Origin of the sequence: Mucilaginibacter sp., from assembly GCF_025362475.1 — a bacterium.
GTDB lineage: Bacteria > Bacteroidota > Bacteroidia > Sphingobacteriales > Sphingobacteriaceae > Mucilaginibacter.
This window is the reverse complement of the sequence record NZ_JANYGH010000068.1, coordinates 31,290-39,884: the sequence shown is the minus strand read 5'-3', so window position 1 is coordinate 39,884 and position 8,595 is coordinate 31,290. Positions and strand designations below refer to the sequence as shown.

General features: G+C 40.2%; 4 protein-coding genes and 1 tRNA gene. 3 read left to right on the top strand and 2 right to left on the bottom strand.

Features of this window, described 5'->3' with window-relative positions:
* Positions 1-318: 318 nt before the first annotated feature.
* Positions 319-395, bottom strand: a tRNA-Met gene (locus Q0R88_RS24145).
* A 239-nt stretch (positions 396-634) separates the two neighbouring features.
* Between Q0R88_RS24145 and Q0R88_RS24140 the strand changes: the two genes are divergently transcribed.
* The 3 genes from Q0R88_RS24140 to Q0R88_RS24130 all read left to right on the top strand — a co-directional run bounded on the left by Q0R88_RS24140 (position 635) and on the right by Q0R88_RS24130 (position 3,969).
* Positions 635-1,015 carry an START-like domain-containing protein gene (locus Q0R88_RS24140; RefSeq protein ID WP_295720991.1) on the top strand — a complete coding sequence of 127 codons (381 nt, stop codon included), beginning with the start codon at positions 635-637 and terminating at the stop codon, positions 1,013-1,015.
* A gap of 110 nt (positions 1,016-1,125) precedes the next feature.
* Positions 1,126-2,550 (top strand): LptF/LptG family permease, encoded by a 1,425-nt coding sequence (locus Q0R88_RS24135; RefSeq protein ID WP_295720990.1) that lies wholly within the window; start codon positions 1,126-1,128, stop codon positions 2,548-2,550.
* 213 nt (positions 2,551-2,763) lie between these two features.
* Positions 2,764-3,969: a bifunctional 3,4-dihydroxy-2-butanone-4-phosphate synthase/GTP cyclohydrolase II gene (locus Q0R88_RS24130; protein WP_295720989.1), complete on the top strand. Its 1,206-nt coding sequence runs from the start codon at positions 2,764-2,766 to the stop codon at positions 3,967-3,969.
* Positions 3,970-4,141: 172 nt separating this feature from the next.
* Here Q0R88_RS24130 and Q0R88_RS24125 read toward each other — a convergent pair whose 3' ends face one another.
* On the bottom strand, positions 4,142-8,530 hold the full coding sequence (locus tag Q0R88_RS24125) for a translocation/assembly module TamB domain-containing protein (protein WP_295720988.1): 4,389 nt from the start codon (positions 8,528-8,530) through the stop codon (positions 4,142-4,144).
* Between the last annotated feature and the right edge of the window lie 65 nt (positions 8,531-8,595).

Here is an 8,595-nt window from a genome sequence, read left to right as displayed (position 1 = left end):
TTCTGGAAAAAGACGAATTGGAAGGTAAGATTTTAAAAGCCTCTAAAAAAAGTTCGAACCTTGGAAATTGCATAGATATTTCTTTCGAAATAGCCTCAGAAATAGGTGAAAAGTGGGTTTTAAGCGATTATGTCGGTAAGCAAAAGATCCAGACATTAGTGTTTCCTGATGGCATTACTTATAGCAAGAAAAAAGAAGAAGTTCGAACCCCTCGAATAAATTTTGTGTTTTTGTATCTTACTTATCTTCAGCAACTTATAGGCAATAAAAAAAGCGGCATACCAGAATTAAATCTGGATTTTGCCGCTTTCGCCTGTTTGGTAGCGGGGAGCAGGATCGAACTGCCGACCTTAGGGTTATGAATCCTACGCTCTAACCATCTGAGCTACCCCGCCGTTTTTATTGAACTTTGCTTGCCAAAGTCTGTCTGCCGTCTTATTTCTGCTTAAGTCGCCTTAAGCTTCGTGGCATCCTTTTTAATTCAAAGCTCTGTTTTTATGGTTGTTAAACCGAGCGACAACGTTTATAAAACAATTGTCTTCCTTAAAAAGGTTTGCAAATATAGCAGAAATTCGTTTTCTTTAGAAAAAATGTTAACATTTACTGCTTAACCCGTTTTCAAGTATAAACTTAGATGTCCGAAAAAAAGAAATTTACTATAGAATATGAGATAAAATCATCTCCAAGAATACTGTTCACCTTCTTGAATGAGCCTAACGGGTTAGCACAATGGTTTGCCGATGATGTTAATGTACGCGACCAGGTTTATACGTTTACCTGGGATGATGAGCCTCAAAAGGCCAAGCTTATCACCGTGAAAGAAAATAAACTGGTAAGGTTTAAATGGGTTGATGACGAACCGCAATGCTATTTTGAGATGGAAATTTTGCAGGATGAACTTACCAATGATGTTGCATTAGGTATTACTGATTTTGCTACCGAAGAGCTGATTCCCGAACGCAAACTTATTTGGGATAACCAGATTGATTACCTCATAAGTGTATTAGGCGCCTAAGGCAAACTTAATTTTAGCTAATTTTGTATTGTGAAACGTTAATTTTGCGTTAATGAAAATTAACCTGCAATAATGTGCGGTTTTAATCCTGTAAAATACAAATTGCCCTGATGAAGAAGATCCATCTTTTACTGCTTAAATCATTTATAAGGCCTTTTGCAGTTACGCTTTTCATTGTGATGTTTGTGTTGCTGATGCTGTTTTTGTTTAAATACATTGACGATTTGATAGGCAAAGGCTTTGCCTGGTACACCATCCTCGAGCTGATGATGTATAACTCGGCAACCAATGTGGCTATGGCTTTGCCCTTATCAGTATTGCTATCAACCATTATGACCTATGGTGCGCTCGGCGAAAATTATGAACTGGTAGCCATTAAAGCTGCAGGCATTTCATTAAGCAGGGCAATGTATCCTATGGTTGTTATTATATCCATATTAAGTGCTGCTGCCTTCTTTTTTTCCGACTATATGCTGCCGGTAGCAAATCTCAAATATTTTTCGTTGTTGTATGATGCCCGTCAACAAAAATCAGCCGATTTATTGCCAGAGGGTGTTTTTAGCGCGAGTTTTCCAGGCTATACTATCCGGGTAAAAAAGAAAGATCCTGATGGGCAGCGTTTGTATGACATCATGATATACAAAAAAAATGATGAGGAAAATAATACAGAAGTTACCCTGGCCCGCGAAGGAACTATGTTTCGTACCATGGGCGATAAATACCTTGTTTTAAAATTAAAGGATGGTGTAAACTACGTGGAATCAAAAAGCGATGGCGCCAACTATAACATGCGCCAGCGCTTAACCCGGTTTAGATTTACGGAGAGCGAACAAAAGTTTGATCTATCCGGCTTTAGACTTAAGCGTACCGATGAGAACGAGTTTAAATCGGCCTCGCAAATGATGAACCTCAGTCAGCTAAGAAAGTATATTGATTCAAGCCAGCATGCGGTAACTGCGGCAGTTGTTATGAACTATAAGCTAATTACCCCCTATATCAAATATTTTAGCATGCCTTCAAAGTCTGCTAAAAAAATAAAATATATTCCTGCAGATAAGGATCTGTTGAAAGGGATGACCATAAGCAACCAGGTAATGACGCTTTCAAGCGCCGCATCCGAGGTGCGTTCCATTAAGGATGTGCTAAAAAACCGTACCGATAAATATAATTTTGATTCCATGACCATTCGCAGGTATGCGTCTGAGGTGCAAAAGAAATTTACCCTGTCGGCTGCGTGTATCGCTTTGTTTTTAATAGGTGCGCCGCTTGGTGCAATTATCCGCAAAGGGGGCCTGGGTTTACCCGTTGTAATTTCGGTAGTGTTTTTCCTGATCTATTATATCATATCAACCATAGGCGAAAAATCTGTTAGGGCCGGTAACGTTTCTACATTTTTTGGCATGTGGATAGCCATCATCGTGTTAACGCCCATAGGATTGTTCCTGTCATACAAGGCGGCTACTGATTCGGCATTATTTGATATGGACGTTTATAAACGGCTTTTCAATAGATTATTTAAACGTAAAACGGCTTAAATAGCTGGAAGAATAAAGGGTAAAGATGAGAAAGCCTGCTTCTGCACTTTTCATCGTTCATCTTTGTTGTTTTTTCCTCTTGATTATGGGAAAACACATTGGGGATGATTTTACACAACACCGACCAGAATCATTTTAATAAACTTTAAATTTGTTTAAACTTTAAATATACCATGGCACCCTTTTAAGCTTGCCGTACGTAATACATATACAATGTTAAATACAATACAAGAAGCTATCGAAGATATAAGGTCAGGTAAAATGATCATTGTAGTTGATGATGAGGATCGCGAAAATGAAGGGGATTTTTTAACAGCAGCACGTAATGCAACTCCCGAAGCTATAAATTTTATGGTACGCTATGGCCGCGGCCTGGTATGCGCGCCTATTACTAAAGATCGTGCACGTGAGCTTGATCTTGAACCTATGGTGAGTCATAATACCACCTCGCATGAAACCAACTTCACCGTATCTGTTGATTTGCTTGGCCACGGCTGCACAACAGGTATTTCGGCTACCGACCGTTCAAAAACCACTTTAGCTTTAATTGATCCCTTAACCAAACCAGAGGACCTGGGAAGGCCGGGACATATTTTTCCGCTGATTGCCCAGGATGGAGGCGTTTTGCGCAGAACCGGGCATACCGAAGCTGCAATTGACCTGGCTGTTTTGGCAGGGTTTGAACCAGCCGGCGTGATTTGCGAAATTATGAAGGAGGATGGGGATATGGCCCGTTTGCCAGATCTGCTGGTGATGGCAAAAGAATTTAACCTCAAAATTGTTTCTATAAAAGATCTTATTGCCTACCGCTTAAGCGCGGAAACACTGGTAAAAAAAGAAGTATCGGTACAAATGCCAACTGAGTGGGGTGATTTTGAAATGATAGCCTACACACAGCTTGATACCGGCGAAAATCACCTTGCCCTTGTAAAGGGCACATGGGAGCCTGGTGAGCCTGTTTTAACACGTGTACATAGTTCATGTGTTACCGGCGATATTTTTGGCTCTTGCCGCTGCGATTGTGGTCCTCAATTGCACAAAGCGATGGAGATGATAAGCAAAGAGGGTAAGGGCGTGGTTATTTATATGAACCAGGAAGGACGAGGTATTGGTCTTATCAATAAATTGAAAGCCTATCACCTGCAGGAAAATGGTTATGATACCGTTGAAGCCAATATAAAACTTGGTTTTAAAATGGATCAGCGCGATTATGGTATCGGCGCGCAGATATTGCGGAGCCTGGGCATTTCAAAAATGCGGCTAATGAGCAACAACCCTAAAAAACGGGCCGGTTTAATTGGCTACGGATTAGAAATAGTTGAAAATGTGCCTATCGAGATTGCCTCAAATCCTCATAATGAATTATACCTGCGCACCAAACGCGATAAAATGGATCACGCCATTATGCGCGATCATTAAATAGATGTGCAGATTTTAGATTTCAGATGTGCAGATTGATTGAAGATGTGCAGATTTTAAATGTGCAGATTGATTGAATAATTTATAAATAAAAAATGGAGGCCGATAAACATCAACCTCCATTTTTTATTTTATCTGCACATCTGAAATTTGCACATCTGCACATCCTTCATCAATCATCCTCATCCGGCTTTGTAACTATCGGCGTTGAATTGTTAACCGGTGCAGGGGTTACAGGTGCCTGGTTGCGTTTACCGCTTCTGAAAAGGTTACGGATAAACTCGCCAAATGTGTCAAAGTCCCGTTGGTATACCAAACCAATACCACTCACGTATTCTGGTTGCAGTGTTGTGGTGATACTGTTTAAGGTAGTGCTATTTAATACCCTGTAGGAGTACCTTGCGGTAAGGTTGCCATCTTTCCTGATCTGGTATAGCGTTTCAAAATCCTTTGTAAGTTTGGAGTTGAACAGCGTTGTGTTATTGTTGTTGAATATGTCGTTTGATCCTGTATTGGTGTACAAGCTCCCGCTAAATGATAGCCTGTTATTAAAAAACCTAAACGATGCATTGGCTTCATTGATCGACCTGATGTTTAAATCGAAATTCTTTACGTTTGATTGTGCTATCAGGCTGTTTAGCTTGTTAAATGCAAACTCACTTACCGCCTCGCTCGCTGTGCTAAAAACCTGGTTGGTTAAGCTACCGTTATTACCGGAGTTAAAGCTGCGGCGTACAATAATACTAATGGCCTGCTGGCTCCTGTTATTGGCATCGGCAAGGTAGGTGGCCACATCATCCTTAATTGATGGATCGGTAGGGAAGTTAAAGTCAAAATCAATAGTAGGTTGTAATAAAGATTTTGTCAAAATTAACTCGGCCTGTACAAGTACCTGGTTGGTGTTTGCCGATTGCAGACCGGCTGCCGTATAAAGTGGGGCCCGGCTTGTACGTACCTCATATAAGGCCTTCAGGTTTATCTCGGCGTTTGATGGGTTGCCAGTCCACCGTATGGTGCCGCCCTGGCTCACGGTGAAATTTTTACTGATAAAGTTTTTTGCAGTAAACTCAAACTTACCCGTGGTTATCAAAAAGTCGCCGTACATTTCAAAGTCGCCAAGGCTGTTAATGTTCAGCTTTAGGTTGTGGGCCACGCCGCTGCCTTCCAGTTGCCCGTAATCGGTAGCTATCTTAACAACTGTTTTTTCATCAACTGTTAAATCAAAATTAAGGGTAACGCCGTTAAAGGCACGCTCTTTAGCAACAACCTTCGCGGTATCGCTATGGCTCACAAATTTTATAAAATCAAAATCACTTGTTGTTGATGATGTATTAAGCGGGATGTTGAAAACCGTACCTGCTTCGGTACTGGCGGTAATATCTATTTTCATATTATCCACCGGCCCCCTGAAACTAAACTTACCCGTACCATAAGCCGTACCGTAATAAAGGTGATTATCTTTAAAAGTTGTGCTCAGCGCCATCAGGTTTTTAGCAATAAGTTCAACTTCAATATCGGGGTTTGATATATTGTTTAAATCAACAGTGCCGTTAGCGGTACCCGTACCGCCGCGCCTATCCTTTAATACCATGTTATCAATTTTAATAACACTGTTTTCAACGTTTAATTTTGTGTTTACGGTGTAGGCGGTTTTTAAATAGTTAACCTTAACCCCGGTGTTTATTAAAGTTACATCGCCATTTAGTTGTGGTTTTAAGGGACTTCCGGTGAGTTTTAAATTGGTAGATACATTTCCTTTAATGTCAGAAACCAGGTCTTTGATAAAAGGCTCAAAAATGATGGCTTCTGTTTGGTTCATTTTTACATCAAAATCAAGGTTATCTTCCGTGTCCTTCCCAAAAGCGTAAATTCCGCTCAGGTTCATGGTTTCAAGTCCGCGATTTACGATATTAAGTTTCATATCCGCCTGTTTGCGGTCATTACCCAGCGTTGATACCAGTTTTACATCACCAATAAGGGTTTTGTTCATGGTAAGGGAATCGATGGTTAAATGCGCATCAACCCCTGGCGACTTGGTGATGCCGGTAAGTTTAACGTCCCCATTAAGTGCGCCTTTTAAAAATATCCCCGAGGTTTTGGTAAGCTGGTTAAGCGTACGCATGTTGAATTTCTCAAACGATAGCTTAAGCTCATCCGCTGGGTTATCTGATATAAATCCGTTTATGCGTACCTTTTGTATGCCATTTGATAGCTCAAAACCCGATACCTGTGTTTTGCCATCAAGGATGCGAATGCTTACCTGTTCCTGTATCTTCCATTTTTCTTTCTCCAGTATCACATCTGATGGCAGCAGTTTGAGTTTGGCGGTGGCATCGCGGCCAAACTCAACAAGGCCGTAAAGATCCAGCTGATTTACCGCGTTTTTATCAGATAGCTTAATGTTAAAGTTGAGGCTATCATTTTTAAGGAAGTTGGTAATGTTGATGTCTTTTATAAACAGGCTGTCTGTAAGATCAATCCTGCTTAAGGAAAGGTTGAGGCCAAGCAAATTATCTGATGTGCTTTCGTCAATAATAAAATCGTGGAAAATTGTTTTACCGTATTTTATGGTTTTAATATAGCCTGATAACGTAGCCGTTTTATTCCTTGAATCAAATTTGCCGGTAATTGTTCCCCGGTCTGGTATTTTTAAATCGGGTAGAAATATTGCCGTAAGCGGATCGAGGTTTTTAACGGTAAGGTTAAAATCAAAAAGTTCGGGCTTGGGGGTTACAATAGTGGTTTTTAACGATGGGATATATTTTTTAACGATGGTTTTAAAGTACGATGGCAGTGTGGCCAGGTCAAAGCTGCCTTTAATATTGGCATCTGCAAAATCAGAATTCAGGGCTATTTCTCTCGATTCGCCCATACCATTTGCCGAAATATACAGCGAATCAACCAGGTAGTTATTGCGTGGGTCAATCACCCTAACCGGCGATAGCAGGATATTGCCCTGTAAGTTTTTAAGATCATTACCAGAGAAAGCTGTTTTTAACTGTGCGCTTATGGTAATGGTATCCTTTATGAGCTTTAATGCATTTAATTTGGCGTCCTTAATGGTTGCGGTAAGATCATAGGATGGCAGTTCGGGGTTTAAATTAACTTTTCCATTCAAATCAAGCTTTACGTTTTTATCATTAATGGTGATATGCCCGTTGGCCTGTTTTTTTATAAAAGAGCCTTTGATGGTTAGGTTATTATAGGTGTAGTTATTAAAGTCGATGTATTTGATTCGGGCATCTCCCTGTTCTCTCAGTGTTTTGATGTCGTTTCCACTGCCTTTTATATTTGATGTAAAAGTGGTGCGGCCCAGAGAACTCTCGTCAAGCAGCGTTCCAAGATCAAAGTTGAAGGCATCCAGTTTGCCGCTATAGCTGGGGTTGCCTTTTTTGTCTATCTTTAAATTGATGTCTGAATCGAAACGGCCAAGTTTGGTTTTAAAAATACCGTATGCTACAAAATCATTTTGTAAACCTGTGAACCTGCCGGTGAAATTGATATTGCCGAATTTATTTACAATATCAGGAACTTTAAGATTTGGCTGACCTGAAAAATGACTGATGAGGTAGTCAATATCTTTTTTGTTGGAAGCGATCTGGTCGAACTTTAGTTCAAGAACGGTGTTGTTCCAATCCGGCAAACCTCTTAAATTAAAATCACCCTTTATAAACGTAGCCTGGCCGGCGGTGATGGTAACACCTTTGGATTTTAGATTGCTTACCGGCCCCCTGGCGCGCCCTTCTAAGCCAAGATCAAAGCTTACCTTTTCAAGTCCACTTGTAAAGTAAGCTATATCTGCCGATGATACACGTGATGATTTAAAATCGGCATCCATGTAAACCTTACTTGTAAATTCATTAAAATCGTTAAATGATTTAAACCGCATCCTGAAATAATCTTTCAGATCGGAGTGCCCTGTTTTAATATGAAGGTTTTGCGCCAGGATCTGGTTGGTATCAATAGTGAGATTGGAGCGTAGGTTTTTAACATAGAAACCACTTTTTTCCTGCAGTGTTAATTTTTGCACATTGGCTTTAAACAGGTGGTTTTTAAGATCCATCCCTAATAATACCGTGCTGAAGTGCTTAACATCGATGTCTTCAAAATTAACCTGTGGCATTACTGTATCAACCAGCTGATTTTTATACCTGAAATGAAAGTTGTTAATAACAATCTTATCAAAATTAAGCGTCCAGGGTTTACTGATAGTTTTGGCGGTATCGCTTTTGGCAGTACCGCCCGAGTTGAAGTAATCAATAATAAATTTAAGGTTGGTGGTGCTATCTTTTTGTTTTTTGAGGTAAAAGGAGCCGTTGTCCAGCTCAATATTTTCAAAATTGATAACACGCTTTTTTATGCTGTTAAACAGCGAGAAACCGTTGATATCTACAGCAAGCTTAGGTGTGTTTAACAGGGTATCCTTTTTTTTATCAAGGATATATAATCCCTCAATAACAACGGAGCTAAAAGGCCTTATGTACAGGGTTTTTATAGATACGGTGGTTTTCAATTCATCCGACAAATATTTGGCCGCTTTTTTAGCGGCCCAGGTTTGCACGGGTTTATATTGAAAAGCCAATAAAAGTATGCTCAGTGTCAATAATATCAACAACACCAGCCCGA